The organism is Ignatzschineria sp. F8392 (assembly GCF_002252045.1).
Taxonomy (GTDB): Bacteria; Pseudomonadota; Gammaproteobacteria; order Cardiobacteriales; family Wohlfahrtiimonadaceae; genus Ignatzschineria.
Map to the genome: position 1 here is coordinate 224,058 of NZ_NEFF01000002.1, position 15,013 is coordinate 239,070.

Sequence of the window (15,013 nt, forward strand, 5' to 3'; positions counted from 1 at the left end):
TCCTTCTGTTAGAACCTACAGCCCTCTACGACTTGTAGCTTATAGCTGAGATTCTTCTCGCTCCGCTTTCTCTCTTGCCTTCTCTTCTCGAAAAGCTTTCTGCTCTTCAATCGTCATTGCAATATTGTGACGAAGGTAGATCGGTGAGACTTGATCGGCATAGAGTCCTAATCCTCGATCGAGATCACGCTTAGCCAAAAGAGCGATATCTCCTGCTCGTGGATAGTGACGATCCTCTACTAACGTCACATCTAAGAGTGATGTCGCTCCCTCATCTAAGAGCCAGCCATCTCCCACACCATAGAGCGTTACATTCTCATACTGCCCGGTCTTCGCTTCGATACTCTCTCGAATATCTTCTACTCGTGCGGAGATCTCCGCTAAAGTATTGACCTGATCCTTCTCGATAATCTTAAGATCACCCTCTTCATCAAGTCCGTAGATTGCCCAGTAGACCTCATTCATCTTGGCATCGATCATCGGCATTACCAATGCATCAGGATGCTCTTCCAAAATAGGATAGGCTAATGCCGCAAGCGTCGAGATCGGTACTATGGGCAATTCCAGTCCGGCACCGAGCCCCTGAATAAACCCACAAGCAATCCTTAAACCGGCAAAGCTTCCCGGGCCGACCGCAAAGGCCAACCCATGAAGCTCATTAAGTTCAATCTCGGCCGCCTCTATCACCTCTTCTGTCATCGGCTTGAGAAGCTCGATATGCTTACGAGGTGCGACAGAGAGCCGTTCGACAATCTCGCCATTCACATAAACCGCTGCCGAACACGCTTCCATCGATGCATCAACTGCTAAAATTTTCATCTTTATTCAACGATATACTCTGTACTACAGTAAGGACAACGCACTTTCCCATCATGATTAGGCGCCAGATAGACGCGCGGGTGGTAACCCCATGCATCAACATCAATAGGGGGACAACAGATGGGAAGTTCCGCTTCTGTTAATTCTACTTCTTTCTGCTCTAATGCCATAATCTCAACTCCTTAGCGTGAAATCGGTTTGTACTTAATACGTTGTGGATTGTCTGCATCATCCCCTAAGCGACGGCGACGATCCGCTTCATACTCTTCGTAGTTTCCTTCAAACCATTCTACATGAGAATTTCCTTCAAAGGCTAAAATATGTGTTGCAATTCGATCGAGGAACCAACGGTCATGGGAGATAACGACGACACAGCCAGCAAAAGCTAAGATAGCATCTTCCAATGCGCGCAAGGTCTCAATGTCGAGATCGTTCGTCGGTTCGTCAAGTAAAATGACATTACCGCCAGAGCGAAGCACTTTTGCCAAGTGAACACGATTACGCTCACCTCCAGAAAGATCCTTGATAAATTTCTGCTGATCCGATCCTTTAAAGTTAAAACGGCCACAATAAGCACGTGATGGGGTCTCATAGTTACCCACACGAATAATATCAGAACCTCCTGAGATCTCTTCCCAGACAGTTTTAGAACCATCTAATGTATCGCGACTCTGATCAACATAGGCTAACTCGACACTCTCTCCGACACGGAAAGTTCCCGCATCTGCTTCTAATTGACCTGTCATCAATTTAAAGAGTGTTGATTTACCGGCACCATTTGGTCCGATCACCCCTACAATTCCTCCGCGAGGAAGATTAAAGCTTAAATCTTCATAGAGAAGTTTATCTCCAAATGCTTTCGCCACATCCTTCGCTTCAATCACAAGATCACCTAAGCGAGGACCCGGTGGAATATAGATCTCCATCGTCTCATTACGCTCTTGGAACTCTTGACTCTCTAACTCTTCAAAACGAGCAAGACGCGCTTTAGATTTTGTCTGGCGACCTTTCACACCTTGACGAACCCACTCAAGCTCTTTCTTAATCGCTTTTGCACGGGATTCTTCCTGCTTAGCTTCCTGCTCTAGGCGTTTATTCTTCTGCTCAAGCCAGCTTGAGTAGTTTCCTTCATAAGGAATTCCGTGACCACGGTCTAACTCTAAAATCCAGCCCGCAACATTATCTAAGAAGTAACGGTCATGCGTTACCGCAACAACAGTTCCCGGATAATCGTGGAGGAATCGCTCAAGCCACGCCACAGATTCTGCATCGAGATGGTTTGTCGGCTCATCGAGCAGCAACATATCAGGTTTTGAGAGAAGCAATTTACAGAGTGCAACTCGGCGACGCTCTCCCCCTGAAAGGGTAGCAACATCACGATCCATTGGTGGCAGGCGCAGTGCATCTGCTGCAATCTCAAGTTGACGCTCTAAGTTATGGCCATCCGTTGTCGCTAAAATCGCTTCAAGTTCAGCCTGCTTAGTCGCTAATGCATCAAAGTCTGCATCGGGTTCGGCATAAGCGGCATAGACTTTATCGAGCTCTTCTTGTGCATTCTTAATATCGCCGAGAGCTTCCTCAAGATTTCCACGAACATCGAGCGCTTCATTGAGCTTTGGCTCCTGCTCGAGATAGCCGATCTTTGTTCCAGGTTGAACACGTGCTTCCCCCTGAATATTGGTATCCACTCCTGCCATAATGCGAAGAAGTGTTGATTTACCAGCACCATTTAATCCTAAAACCCCAATTTTCGCACCAGGAAAGAAGGAGATCGAAATATCTTTTAAAATCTCTCGATTAGGCGGTACGATTTTACTGACACGATTCATCGTGTAGATAAATTGTCCTGACATATAATTTTAACCCTTATATAAAGACGACAAGATGAACGAGCGAGGGGATTCTATAAAAATCAACATAAGAATCAATATAAGAATCGATATAGGAATCAATATGGCAATCAGAGCAGTATCACGAAAGAGAATCCTCTCTTTCCCTGCGCATCGATCCCACAATCACCCTATCAAAAGGCTCGATCACCGATCTGTTTACAAATAATTTCCCCGATATTCTACCCCATATTCCGCTAAATTGATCCTCATCGGGCGAGAATTATTTCACGCGCCCTGGAAAAAGAGCGCAAGCCACTTTCAGAGAATCTTCCGATAAGCGCTTTATGGAGATCATAATATCTGATCCCGATTGATCTTAGTAACACCTGACATCCCCATTAACACCGTGATATGGTAAAGCGTATCCAATATTCATTCATACATATCATTCACACATATTGATTCAAAATGTCATTCACTAATATCAGTAACAGAATCAGCAACAAAACTTAATATAAATAGGTCGGCCAAAAATATTTGTCCATCATCATCAACAGAGGAGAAAAGAATGAGTTACCAAATTATCTTAAAAGAACAGGGAGATATCTCTAATTTTGAGAAGGTTGAAATCACCCTTCCAGCGCCAAAAGAGGGAGAGGTACGTATTGAGCAGAAAGCGATTGGGCTCAACTTTATCGATACCTACCATCGCGATGGACTCTATGCTTTAGAGACACCCACCGTCATTGGGCAGGAGGGTGCCGGCATTATTACTGCGGTCGGGAAAAATGTCACCCAATTTAATATTGGAGATCGTGTCTGCTATGCGAGTGTTTTAGGTGCTTATGCCTCAGAGCGTAATATCACCACAGATCGATTAATTAAGATTCCAAGTAGCATCTCCTATGAAGAGGCTGCCTCCTCCCTCATTCGAGGGGGAACCGCGAGCTATCTTCTCTTTGATCTCTTTCAACTCAAGCCGGAACATACCACACTGATCCATGCCGGTGCCGGCGGTGTCGGCCAGATCCTGATCCAGTGGGCAAAAGCGATCGGGGCTACCGTGATCACCACCGTTAGTACAGAGGAGAAGGCTGAGGTTGTGCGGATGCTTGGCGCTGATTTAGTGATCAATTATCGCACTGAAGACTTTGTGGAGAAGGTTCGAGAGTTTATTCCGGAAGGAGTTGATGTGGTCTATGATGGCGTTGGGAAAGAGACCTTTATTCCCTCATTAGATACCTTAAAACCTTTAGGTATGATGGTCTCTTTTGGTAATGCATCAGGTGCGCCACCGGCAATCTCTCCACTCCTGCTTTTAGAGAAAGGGAGCCTCTTTCTAACGCGCCCTAACCTCAATGCCTATACCTCAACAAAGGAGCGCTATCGAACGGTGATGGATCGTTGGTTCCTTGCACTCAGTAGTGGAAAAATTAAGCTCTCTTTACAACAAAAGTTTCCTCTTTCAGAAGTTGGACGTGCCCATCAAGCATTAGAGAATCGAGAGATTATCGGCTCAGCAGTTCTGATTCCTTAACGGCATTTTAGAAAGCAAAGCGTGATTTAAAACAAAATTAAGAGAGAAAGCGAGGATTCCTCGCTTCTTTTATTTCTATAAAAGATTACAATAGGAGGCTATTTCATTCTATCGATTTACATAATCTATTTAGACTATCTAATTTAAGCTATCTATCTAGGAACGCTCTTGAGAGGTGCTATGTAGAATCCCCAAAGAGCATCTAAAGGTGCGAATAACTCTTTTAACTAAAGTTGTCTAGTCAAGTTGTCTATTGAAGGCAATGATTAAGACTTAGATCACTATAAGAAGTACTTATTCACCTTATACTCATTAAATCTTATCAGTAAGATCGACTAACGGGACTCTACAGCGATACTCTCGACAGACTTTGATAGAGTTCCTCTTATATAGATCTTATATAGATCTTCTATTGAGATTCACTACTTGAGTAATCTCTTTAGCGAATCTCTTTAAGCGGCCTGCTTAGATTGACTGACTGAATTGACTGACTAAATGGAATGATTAGATTAACTATTTAGATGAACTATCCACCCCATCCTTAACTATGAGGTAATCTCTTAATTATGACTGAATTTATTGCGATGCTCTCCGGCGCCTTCTTTATCGGTTTTGCGGCACAGACCCACTGTGTGGGGATGTGTGGACCGGTAATTGGTATCTTGGGAATGAACAACTCCTATAAACGTATTCCGGCAGCCATTCTCTATAACCTTGGCCGTATCTCCACCTACACCCTCTTAGGTGTATTAGGGGGATTGATTGCCGCCTCGGTCTCCGATATCACCTCCATTCAATATGTGATTCGTTATGTGGCAGGAATTATTATGATTCTCATTGCGCTCCAACTCTTTGGACTTCCCCAATTTTTAGGATTTATTGAGCGCCCCTTCCAACATATCTGGAAACCGATTCAACGCTTCTCACAACGCTTCTTCCCGATTCGAACAGCAAAAGGAACCTATCTAGTGGGGATGATCTGGGGGCTTCTCCCCTGTGGTGCGGTCTATGGTCCTCTCGCAGTGGCAATGGGTGCCGGCTCAGTCGCAAAATCTGCCGGCATTATGTTTGCTTTTGGGCTCGGAACACTCCCTATTATGTTGGGCTTAGCTATCTTTGGTAATTATATCGGTCACTTCTTTGCCAAAAAAGGAATTCGTATCCTTGCCGGCATACTCGTTTTAGCAATGGCGATCTACTATCTCGGCTGGATTGCACCGCAAGAGAAGGTAACTAAACGCGCCGCGATGGTGAGTGAGCAGACCCATAAAGTGCGAGAAGGTGAGATGAGTGCAGCTGAAGTATTAGAGCAGATGCAAAAAGGGGGCATGAGTCATGGTAAGAAGATGGAGCAAGGGGAGAACTCAATGCAAAAATCGATGAAAGATTCCATGCCGAACAACTCGGACCAAAAATCTTCGAGCCATTAATGGAAAGTTTCTCATAGAGAATCTTCTCAATAAATATTAAGAACCGAAACATTAATAATCAAAATATCAATACTATTAAGACCTTAAGCGATCGAGCCACCTTATCGGGCGTTCTGATGAACTTAAGGTCTTTTTTATACCAATTCTATCGTTGTTAAACGATTGTCATAAAGAGTTTTTATACTTCAAAAGTATTCTTAACCACATCATCGATACTTTTGAGGAGACATTATGCAACTGAAGGTTAAAAAAATCACCGCACTCTCACTACTAAGTGCAACGCTCTTTGCACAAAGCGCAATAGCACAGACAGAGATTGAGTGGTGGCACTCAATGGATGGCGCACTCACCGATTGGGTTAATGATTTAGCTGAAGGTTTTAACGAATCCCAAACTGAATTTAGAGTCATTCCAACCTATAAAGGGGGATATGAACAATCGATGACTGCGGGAGTTGCTGCTGTTAGAGCTGGAGAGGCTCCCGATATTCTCCAAGTTTACGAAGTAGGGACTGCCTCGATGATCTATGCCGATGGCGTGACAAAATCGGTCACAGAGATTATGCAAGAAAATGGGATTCCCTTCGATCTCAATAGCTATATTCCCGCGGTAGCAAGTTACTATACCGCACCCAATGGAGAGCTGTTATCACTTCCCTTCAATAGCTCAACAACAGTGATGTACTACAATAAGGATGCGTTTAAAAAAGCGGGATTAGATGCAGACAACCCTCCTAAAACCTGGGCTGAAGTGCGTAAAGCCACTGAAACATTAAAAGCCGCTGGGGTCTCCTGCCCTATGACAACTGAATGGATGGGATGGACACAGCTTGAAAGCTTCTCGGCATGGCATAATGCCCCTTACGCCTCTGAAAATAATGGTTTTGATGGCTTAGATACAGAGCTACTGATCAATAAGGCACTCCAATTACGTCACTTCAACAATCTCGATGAGATGGCAAAAGAGGGATTATTTCACTATAAAGGACGCGCAAGTGAAGCGGGCCCTGCCTTTAGGTCAGGAGAGTGTGCAATCACCTTTGGCTCTTCCGCAAGTTATGCCGGTTTGAAACGAGATGCGAAATTTGAATTTGGTGAATCGACCCTCCCCTACTATGCCGATGTTGAAGGTGCTCCCCAAAATACCGTTATTGGTGGAGCAAGTCTCTGGGTGATGAATGGCAAACCAGCAGATCATTATCGAGGCGTTGCTCAATTTTTTGATTATATCTCTCAACCTGAAATTCAAGCCGCAAGCCATATGCGTACCGGCTATCTCCCCGTCACAAAAGCTGCTTTTGAAATTACAGAGGCAAGTGGCTTCTATGAAGAAAATCCGGGTGCCAATGTGCCTGTAGAACAGATGATACGGAAAGCTACTGACAATACACGCGGTATCCGTTTAGGTAATATGCTTCAGATCCGTGCGATTGTCGATGAAGAGACAGAGCAGATCTGGACAGGGAAAAAGAGCCCAGAGGATGCTCTCAACAATATTGTTAAACGAGGCAATGAGTTACTCCGTCGCTTTGAACGCATCAATAATCGATAATCTTAATCATTCTAAACGGGGCGATTGGTCACAAGATCGCTTCGTTTTTTATCGCCCAAAATAACGACTCTAACCTCTCTCCGCTTCTCTCTTATCAAGAGTGACTTATCAATAATGAAATTGAAAAATTATGAAATTATATTTTAAAGAGCATCGTTGGCTTCCCTGGATTCTCATTACTCCGCAGCTATTTGTCATTGCCCTCTTCTTCTACTGGCCGGCTGTACAGGCAATGATTCAGAGCTTTCAGCTTGAAGATATCTTTGGTTTAAGTCGAGAATGGGTAGGGTTTGAGAACTTTATCACCCTATTTGAGAATCCGATCTACCGAGAAGCAATCTATACCACCCTCTACTTCTCTTTTTGGGTCACCTTTTTAGGTTTAACTATTGCTCTTCTCCTCGCCTTCTTTATGCAGAAAGTCACAAAAGGTGTCCATCTCTACCGGACGATGCTGATTCTTCCCTATGCGGTTTCCCCCATAGTGGCGGGGGTTCTCTGGACCTTCATGTTTGCCCCAGGCTTTGGGCTCATCACCTATCTACTGAGCAAAATAGGGATCACATGGAACCATCAGCTCAATACCAATCAAGCGATGTGGCTTGTGATTATGGCCTCTATCTGGAAGCAGATCTCCTATAACTTTCTCTTCTTCTATGCCGGCTTACAGGCGATTCCTAAATCTCTCTCTGAAGCTGCTGCTATCGATGGTGCCGGCCCTTGGCGTCGATTTTTCACTATTGAATTCCCCCTTTTATGGCCGACAACCTTCTTTCTCTGCGTTATCAATATTGTCTATGTCTTTTTTGATACCTTCGCCATTATCGATGCCTTAACAGAAGGAGGACCTGGCAATGCAACATCCACGCTGGTCTATCGGATCTACTTTGATGGGTTTAAAAGCATGAACTATGGAAGCTCTGCGGCACAATCGATCGTCTTAATGGGATTTGTCCTTCTTCTTACTATCATTCAATTTCGTTATATCGATAAGAAAGGAGCATAATAATGATCGAAAATCGTAAAGGACTCAAAATAGTTGCACACCTGACTATTATAACGACCCTACTTATCGTCTGCTTTCCGATCTATATTGCGATTATTGCCTCCACTCAGAGTGCTGAGGCGGTAGTCAATGTCCCCTTCTCACTCCTTCCTGGCGACCACTTTTGGGATAACTATAAGATCGCACTCTTCGGAGATGAGAAGAGCAGCTCCTTCTCTGCAATTAGAATGCTCTGGATCTCTTTTGTGATGACCTTACTCATCGCTTTTGGCAAGATTGCGATATCGATCACTTCAGCTTTCGCGATTGTCTATTTCCGCTTTCCCGGCAGAATCATTCTCTTCTGGATCATCTTTATCACATTGATGTTACCCGTAGAGGTCCGTATTATTCCTACCTTTGATGTGGTAGCGAATCTACATATGCTCAATAGCTATGCCGGCTTAACCATCCCTCTTATTGCTTCTGCAACAGCAACCTTCCTCTTTCGGCAATTTTATAGCACCGTCCCCGATGAGTTATTAGAAGCGGCAAGAATCGATGGTGCTACTGCTATGCGCTTCTTTAAAGATATTCTCCTACCACTCTCTCTGCCAACGATTGCCGCCCTCTTTGTCATTCAATTTATCTATGGTTGGAATCAATATCTCTGGCCACTTCTCATGACAACTCGTGAAGAGATGTTTCCGATTTCGGTAGGATTACGGCAGATGATGGGATCCGGAGATGCTCTGGTCGATTGGAATATTGTGATGGCAACGACCGTCTTAATGTTAATTCCTCCGATCATTGTCATTCTGCTTATGCAGAAGTGGCTAGTCAAAGGGCTGATCGACAGTGAGAAGTAAATCGGTGGAACAACACAATAATCTAATCACTCAATCACATCATTACTCAACCACATAATTAAATAATCAAATCATTTAGTAATCCAATAATTCAGCAATCAAGTAAGAAAGCAATATATATAGCGAGGAGCAGCAGAAGTGGCGAAAATTCAGTTACAAGGGATCACAAAACATTATGGATCAAAGCGGAAACCGGGCGCTCTTATCTTAAAAGGGATCGATATCGATATCGAAGATGGGGAGTTTATTGTCGTAGTTGGCCCATCGGGCTGTGGTAAATCAACACTACTACGCGTTATTGCCGGATTAGAAGAGGCATCGAATGGGCGTATTATTATCGGCGAGCATGATGTGACAAATCTTGAGCCATCCCAACGCGATATTGCAATGGTCTTTCAAAATTATGCACTCTACCCCCATATGACTGTCCGGGAAAATATGGCCTATGGTGTTAAGCTCGCCAAAATGTCTAAGGTGGAGATTGAACGCCGCATCAAAGAGACCGCAAAGATGCTCGATATTGAACAACATCTCGATAAGAAGCCGAGCGCACTTTCTGGAGGACAGAGGCAGAGAGTCGCGATGGGACGCGCCATTGTACGCCAGCCTAAGCTCTTCCTCTTTGATGAGCCACTCTCTAATCTCGACGCAAAACTCCGAACCTCTACTCGTTTAGAGATCCGTCGTCGCCATAATGAGATTGGCATTACCTCCCTCTATGTCACTCACGATCAGACAGAAGCAATGACACTTGCTGACCGAATGATTATCTTAAATAATGGCAATATTGAGCAATTTGGCACACCGGAAGAGATCTTCCATCAGCCTGCCTCCACCTTTGTTGCTAACTTTATGGGTTCGCCAGCGATGAATCTTCTTCCTGTTACCCTCAGAGAGGGTGCCGTCTACTTTAAAAGAGAGAAGCTCAATGGTGTCACGCCACCTAAAGCATTACTAAAAAGAGAGCAGAATGAGTGGATCTTAGGTATCCGCCCTGAAAAGATCTATTTACAGCAAGACTCACAGCGATATTTACAACAAGATGGACAACCTCTATCTATTAATGTAACCCTCACTCTCGCAGAAAATTTGGGCTCTGAAATGTTATTCTATTGTGATTTCGCCGGCGAAACAATCACGGTTAAGATGCCTCATAAAGTTCAAAATAGTGCGCCACCTCGTGCAGAAACTGAGCTCTCACTACAATTCTCCTCTCAAGATCTCTTCTGGTTTGATCCTACAACCACGAAACGGGTCGAAACAGATTAAGTCTCTCAACTTCAAGGATCTCAATCATGATATACAAAAAAGAAGTTATCTCCCCCTATCCTTACCCAAACCTGATCGCCCATCGAGGTGCCGGGAGGGCCGCCCCTGAAAATACGCTCGCCGCATTCCGCTATGGGAGTCAGAAAGGTTTTACCATGTTTGAGTGTGACGTAAAACTTTCACAGGACCAGGAGCTCTTTCTGTTACATGATTCCACACTAATGCGCACGACAAATGGGGTAGGAAATGCTAGTGAGAAATCATGGGAGGAGCTCTCTCGTCTAGATGCTGGAAGTTGGCATTCTGCACACTATAGTGGGGAACCTCTCGCTCGCTTTGAGGGAATAATCGACTTTATCATCAACAATCACTATCTTCTTGATGTGGAGATTAAACCCAATCCTGGAGAAGCTTATAAAACAGGTGTTGCAATCGCCTCCTTTCTTCAAAAAAAGCATCTTAAGCTCTCAGCACAAAATACCGACCTCTACGGCTCCCCCTTTCTTCTCTCCTCCTTTTTGCCAGAGGCATTACGTGGCGCTAAAGAGATTGCACCCGAGATTCCTAGAGCCCTGCTAGTGGATAGCGGATCACAGGGTGAAGTACAAATATTTGAGCAGATATCAGAATTAGAGTGTGCGGGCATCATCCTCAATTATCAGATTGTTACCCCAAAAATAGTAGAAAAAGCACATCAAATGGCGCTCTTTATTATGGTCTACACTGCCAATGAACCGCTACTGATCGAGCAATTACTTCAGATGGGTGTGGACTCTATCATTACCGATAACATGGGGATCAATCTTAAGCGCTAGATATCACAGAGTCATTTGTTAGAAAAGCTTCAAAGAGTAGAACCGTTTGATTAAATGGTGTTAAAAGCGCCTTAATAAAGTTTACCAAATAGGGATGCATTTATCCCCCAAAGGGACCATAATGGAGGGATAATCCCAGAAGTTACAGCTATAAAACAACGATAAAATTTAGGAGTAGCAGATGAGTAAGCGTTACAAAATTCATTCAAAAGTTTATGAGCGTTATGAAAACTTTATGCATATTATTGAAGATCTTGATACGCATGAAGCGATCATTATCGATCCCGCTTGGGATGAGGAGTACTTTACCGATGAGATCGAGCGCCTTGGCGTAAAGCCTGTTGCTATCTGGCTAACTCATGGTCATCACGATCATGTGAGCGCAGTGCAGATGCTACGAGATTTCTATCCTATGCCGGTCTATGCTTCTGAAGTTGAGATCGATTTTATCAACTCCTATCCTAAAGGGGATCTCCCCCCCGCTTTTCGTGAGTTACCCGATGATGTGATTCCCTTAGCAGATAATGATACTCTCTCCTTTGCCGGCGAAAAGGTCCGAATTATTCATACCCCTGGTCATAGCCCTGGATCGATCTGCTATCTCTTCTCTGATGATATTATTACCGGCGACACCCTCTTTGTTGATGGTGCCGGTCGAGCTGATCTGACCGGATCCGATCCAGAAGCACTCTTCCAATCTCTTAATCGCCTAGTTGATGAAGTTTCACATCATGTTGAGATCCATACCGGCCACGCTTACGGCCCTTCAGCTACCGCAACTTTAAAAGATCAGATCGAAAGCAATCCCTTTTTACAAAGGATCGATGATCAAGAGGAATTTATTCGCTATCGTATGAGCCGTTAATGGCGCTCAATAGGGATCAGATCGTAGCTATTAAGATGCATTTTTTAATAGATACAGGCAATAGCTACGATTTCCCATCTTCATGATGAATACTAGATACTCATACTTAGCCCGATTAATTAAAAATATCTGATCATTACCCCCGATTTTCAATAAAAATAGCTACGTTTATCCCATCACTATTAATACTATTAATAAAATAGAGAGTGAGATCGATCACAAAGTAAATTTATTGTAAACGTTATCCCTTACTAAAAAAAGATGCGATACTAAAGAGATAAAATCTGCGTAAATTATAATCAGCTTTTAATCCTATTTAGTCGCGCTTGAATCGCGCATGAGTCGTGCTTAAGCTCTATTGTAAGCAATTTAAGTCACTCTCATTAAAAATTATGAATTATAATTTATGATTTATGATTTATAAGATTTATGACCTATAAAATAGGGTATAAAAAAGTAGAGCGATTGAGGGATCACAACGATTTATTAAAGAATATTTGAAATAGAGTCAGTCATTAGGGAATAGTAAGATATTAGTATGAAGTCGATTATCCATAATTATCAAAGAGCTGTAAGAAGACTCTTCAGCACACTCCTACTGCTATTTTTGACGCTCCCATCGCTAATAGCTGCGGACTCCCCTATTAATGAGGGTAAGTTACAGGATATTTTAGATCCCAAATATTATGATATTGATGGCGATCTTCTTGCAGATACCCCGTTACTGCCCCATCTACAAGTCGATCCAGCAACATTAGTGATCTCTATTGTTCCTAATGGAGATGAACATGCATACGCGCACCAGCTCAATCCCTTCTTTAACTATCTTCAAAGCTGTCTACAGCGACCTGTTATCTTCTACCCTATGCAGAGTAGCTATGCAGAGGTAGAAGCGATGCGTAATGGTTCCATTCATATTGCAAGCTTCTCAGCAGGAGCACTCATTCATGCTGTTAATCGTGCCGGCGCAATTCCTTTTGCCGGCAAGGGTAATGAAGATGGATTATTAACAACCGATATGATTGTGATCGTCCGGCAAGATAGCCCCCTTTATAACCTCAAAGATCTGAAAGGCACTCGCGTTGCCCATGTCAATTTTGCTTCAAGTGCGGGGCATCTAGCTGCGCTCTCCCTCTTCCCGGCAGAGGGCATTACTCCTGGAGAGGATTATGAGATCTTCTTTTCAGGCAAACATCGACAATCTATTTTTGGGGTTAAATCGGGCGATTATGATGCGGCTCTCATCGCTCAAGAGGTTCTCGATCGTTTAGTACTCCTCGACCTTGCCAGTTATGATGATTTTAGAATTATCTATCGTAAAGGCTCAGCACCTTTTGCAGCCTATACTTACGCACACAATCTCACGCCGGCACTTAAAGAGCAGATCCAAAACTGCTTCTATCAATATCGTTTTCCTGAAGAGATGCAGAGAATCTATCTTGGTGCAGATCGATATCTCCCTATCAATTATCAAGAAGAGCTAGAGACTCTATTTCAGATCTATACGCCTCAAAAGCTCAATCAAGAGATTGATTAAAACGTAATGCATGGTAGTAGAAGCGATTAGGATGAAGTGCTTCTCGCAACGCTTGAGAGATCGGATGATAGGGCTGCTTTTCTTGCTGATCTGCTCCAACGATATAATCGCGCAAAAGCGCCGCACTGATCGGTGCTGAGACCATTCCTCTTGATCCATGGGCTGTTGTCAAATAGAGTCCTGTTTCCCATGGAACATCAATCGCAGGAATCACTTTCGCATCAGCACGGATGGCAGAAAAGTCAGCCATAAAACGTTCTCGATTTGCGATGGGCCCCACGATCGGCATCGACCCCATAGCACTTGCTCGAGTAGCCGCCCGGCCTTCAAGCGCCAGTTGTTGAAGTGCGGTATCATCCATCTCTGAGCTAAGCCCTAAATCTGTTGCAAGTTCTGGAGAGCTCTTCTCTAACATCGCGATATTTTCTCGATGCTCTTCATCTGTTAAATATCCACCAGCCTCATGCCGACGAAAAGTTGCACCAAAGGTACTCTTTTTTAAACTAACTCCCTTTGCCGGTGCAATATAGCCTTCACCACTTATCACCATCTTCAGTGGATTATCTCGATTGATCGTGGTCGTCTGCCCGCGTACAACCGTAAAGGGAAGATGACGACAGGGCTCCAACGTCGCAACCCCTTCTGCCATCGCTAAGATAACACCCTTAGTGCGAAAAGTAGCACCATCTTCACAGCGCACTTCCCAAAGGGGGCAGGCTTCATCCAAAGCACCCAATGTCGCCAAATACCCCCTATCATCAGCTCCGATAATGCTTGAGTTTCTCGCAGAGAGTCCCTCTCTTTGAATACGATCAATACTCGTTACAACCTTGCCACATAATCGCTCCGTATCGACACTTTTTAAGAGTGCCTCTACAAATGCCGGCGGAGAAACCCAGCCTGATGTAGGGAAATAGAGCCCTCCGGCAGTCAGTGGCACACCGGCTAATTGAATCGCCTCTGCTTGATCGACCCACTTGAGTAGTGATGAAGGATAAAGCTCCGCTAATTGTTGCTGTTTTTCTCCCTCTTTCTCAGAGCGAGTTAACTGAAGAAGACCGCAATCATCCCAATCTTCTCCTTTCTTCAATAGAGAATCTGCTGTTAACTTCTGCAATAACTGACGAACATAGTGTAAGCCTGAAATTAGAAGCTCATTTTGCACCTCGGTATGGGGAGAGAGCTTTAAGTAGAGCATCCCTTGTAGATTTCCCGATCCACGAGAAGCAACCTCTGCTTCAGCCTCTAATAATAAGGTTCGAAATCCTGCATTTGCTAACTCATAAGCGCTCGAAGCTCCGGCAATACCACCGCCGATAATAATAAAATCATATGGAGGAGGCTCAATCCCTTCCGCCTGATATTGCTCAGTGCTCCATATGATCTTGGGTGCCTGATACCAAGGAATCATCCGTTCTTTTGTCACACAATACTCCTTACCTTAATGCGATTTTTACCTCGATTGCTGAGCCGCGAATTGTCTCTAGAGAATTAATCACTTAGT

General features: G+C 44.0%; 13 protein-coding genes. 9 read left to right on the forward strand and 4 right to left on the reverse strand.

Translation table 11 applies throughout. The annotated features are described in order from the left end of the window. Positions 1–39 precede the first annotated feature (39 nt). The 3 genes from tsaB to ettA are packed head-to-tail and all read right to left on the reverse strand — an operon-like array spanning position 40 to position 2,672. Entirely contained in the window at positions 40–819 is a 780-nt protein-coding gene (tsaB, locus tag B9T19_RS05255) for a tRNA (adenosine(37)-N6)-threonylcarbamoyltransferase complex dimerization subunit type 1 TsaB (RefSeq protein WP_094567552.1), read from the reverse strand. 2 nt (positions 820–821) lie between these two features. Further along, positions 822–989 (reverse strand): zinc-finger domain-containing protein, encoded by a 168-nt coding sequence (locus B9T19_RS05260; RefSeq protein WP_094567553.1) that lies wholly within the window; start codon positions 987–989, stop codon positions 822–824. 12 nt (positions 990–1,001) lie between these two features. Beyond that, entirely contained in the window at positions 1,002–2,672 is a 1,671-nt protein-coding gene (gene ettA, locus B9T19_RS05265; RefSeq protein WP_094567554.1) for an energy-dependent translational throttle protein EttA, read from the reverse strand. 547 nt (positions 2,673–3,219) lie between these two features. Here ettA and B9T19_RS05270 point away from each other — a divergent pair. The 9 genes from B9T19_RS05270 (at position 3,220) to phnD (ending at position 13,509) form a co-directional block, all read left to right on the forward strand. Then, positions 3,220–4,188: a quinone oxidoreductase gene (locus tag B9T19_RS05270; RefSeq protein ID WP_094567555.1), complete on the forward strand. Its 969-nt coding sequence runs from the start codon at positions 3,220–3,222 to the stop codon at positions 4,186–4,188. A 566-nt stretch (positions 4,189–4,754) separates the two neighbouring features. Then, positions 4,755–5,618, forward strand: coding sequence for a sulfite exporter TauE/SafE family protein (locus tag B9T19_RS05275; protein ID WP_094567556.1), 864 nt, complete (start codon positions 4,755–4,757; stop codon positions 5,616–5,618). A gap of 237 nt (positions 5,619–5,855) precedes the next feature. Beyond that, on the forward strand, positions 5,856–7,169 hold the full coding sequence (gene ugpB / locus B9T19_RS05280; protein WP_094567704.1) for a sn-glycerol-3-phosphate ABC transporter substrate-binding protein UgpB: 1,314 nt from the start codon (positions 5,856–5,858) through the stop codon (positions 7,167–7,169). Between the two features lie 130 nt (positions 7,170–7,299). Beyond that, the gene (ugpA, locus tag B9T19_RS05285) at positions 7,300–8,175 is read left to right on the forward strand and encodes a sn-glycerol-3-phosphate ABC transporter permease UgpA (protein WP_094567557.1); all 876 of its coding nucleotides are present in this window, start codon (positions 7,300–7,302) and stop codon (positions 8,173–8,175) included. Between the two features lie 2 nt (positions 8,176–8,177). Continuing rightward, positions 8,178–9,023 carry a sn-glycerol-3-phosphate ABC transporter permease UgpE gene (ugpE, locus tag B9T19_RS05290; RefSeq protein ID WP_094567558.1) on the forward strand — a complete coding sequence of 282 codons (846 nt, stop codon included), beginning with the start codon at positions 8,178–8,180 and terminating at the stop codon, positions 9,021–9,023. A gap of 138 nt (positions 9,024–9,161) precedes the next feature. Continuing rightward, on the forward strand, positions 9,162–10,292 hold the full coding sequence (locus tag B9T19_RS05295) for an ABC transporter ATP-binding protein (protein ID WP_094567559.1): 1,131 nt from the start codon (positions 9,162–9,164) through the stop codon (positions 10,290–10,292). A gap of 26 nt (positions 10,293–10,318) precedes the next feature. Next, positions 10,319–11,107 carry a glycerophosphodiester phosphodiesterase family protein gene (locus tag B9T19_RS05300; protein ID WP_233146799.1) on the forward strand — a complete coding sequence of 263 codons (789 nt, stop codon included), beginning with the start codon at positions 10,319–10,321 and terminating at the stop codon, positions 11,105–11,107. 181 nt (positions 11,108–11,288) lie between these two features. After that, positions 11,289–11,972, forward strand: coding sequence for an MBL fold metallo-hydrolase (locus tag B9T19_RS05305; RefSeq protein ID WP_094567560.1), 684 nt, complete (start codon positions 11,289–11,291; stop codon positions 11,970–11,972). Between the two features lie 538 nt (positions 11,973–12,510). After that, positions 12,511–13,509, forward strand: a complete 999-nt coding sequence (phnD, locus tag B9T19_RS05310; RefSeq protein ID WP_094567561.1) for a phosphate/phosphite/phosphonate ABC transporter substrate-binding protein — start codon at positions 12,511–12,513, stop codon at positions 13,507–13,509. Here the strand turns inward: phnD and mnmC are convergent. Next, positions 13,490–14,935 carry an FAD-dependent 5-carboxymethylaminomethyl-2-thiouridine(34) oxidoreductase MnmC gene (gene mnmC, locus B9T19_RS05315; RefSeq protein ID WP_094567562.1) on the reverse strand — a complete coding sequence of 482 codons (1,446 nt, stop codon included), beginning with the start codon at positions 14,933–14,935 and terminating at the stop codon, positions 13,490–13,492. The two genes, phnD and mnmC, sit on opposite strands and share 20 nt — an antisense overlap. Positions 14,936–15,013: the final 78 nt, after the last annotated feature.